The organism is Bacillus sanguinis, from assembly GCF_018332475.1.
In the GTDB taxonomy this organism is placed as follows: domain Bacteria; phylum Bacillota; class Bacilli; order Bacillales; family Bacillaceae_G; genus Bacillus_A; species Bacillus_A sanguinis.
Window position 1 is genome coordinate 1 of the sequence record NZ_BOQB01000563.1, and the last position, 870, is coordinate 870.

An 870-nucleotide genomic window follows, 5' to 3' on the forward strand; every position below is an offset into this window, starting at 1 on the left:
TATTTTTTTCTCAATTTCTTCATGATACTTTCATTCAAATCTTCACGATACTTAGAAACATACGTTTTCGCATTTGCCACTAGTTCATCAGCAAAGGATGCTACGTCCTCCCCAGTAATGTCAAGCACTTGTCTGCCTTCTGCTGCACCATTTTCAAACAAATCGATTAATTCATATTGTATGTGTAACATATCCATCCCGTTTCCAGCCGAAAAATTCCACATGTAGTTTTGGATTTTCTTAAACACAAACTGATAGTCTTCCGGTAGTGCTGCAACACGTGCCATCATCATTTTGTACTCTTTTTTATCACCAATTAATTTTTTAAATATTTCCAACATCTTATTTTCCTCCTTTTTTATAAAGCAGAACAAGAAACTCTCCAAATATGAGCCGGAACATTTTATATTATGAGGCTAGTTTGACTTCAAGACGTTAATTTTTGAAGATACAAAATCCCATTTTTTCCAAAACAATTCAAGTTCCTGGCGGCCATTCTCATTTAATGAATAAAACTTACGAGGCGGTCCCATATCTGATGGTTTCTTTTCAATATTCACAAGCTTTTTCTTTTCTAATCGTACGAGGATAGTATAAACCGTCCCTTCTACGACTTCGGTAAACCCAAGATCATTCAGGTGGCGGGTAATCTCATAGCCATACGTTTCTCGGCGGCTAATGATTTCCAGCACACACCCTTCCAGTGAACCTTTCAGCATTTCAGTTAAATTTTCCATGTTATGATCCTCCTTTACCCCCTATTCTGTCTGACTTATATTCAGTATCACAGAGTACTAAGGCGAATTTTTACTGAACAGCTTTTGAGTAAAATCACACTATTCAGTATTACTTATTACAACTACATTGTAT

General features: G+C 36.1%; 2 protein-coding genes. Both read right to left on the bottom strand.

Translation table 11 applies throughout. From position 1 onward, the window contains the following. Nucleotides 1-341, bottom strand: a 341-nt coding sequence (locus KI369_RS28580) for a DUF1048 domain-containing protein (protein ID WP_212959009.1), incomplete at its 3' end; no start/stop codon positions are given. A 75-nt stretch (nt 342-416) separates the two neighbouring features. After that, the gene (locus KI369_RS28585; RefSeq protein WP_212959010.1) at nt 417-737 is read right to left on the bottom strand and encodes a PadR family transcriptional regulator; all 321 of its coding nucleotides are present in this window, start codon (nt 735-737) and stop codon (nt 417-419) included. Nucleotides 738-870 lie beyond the last annotated feature (133 nt).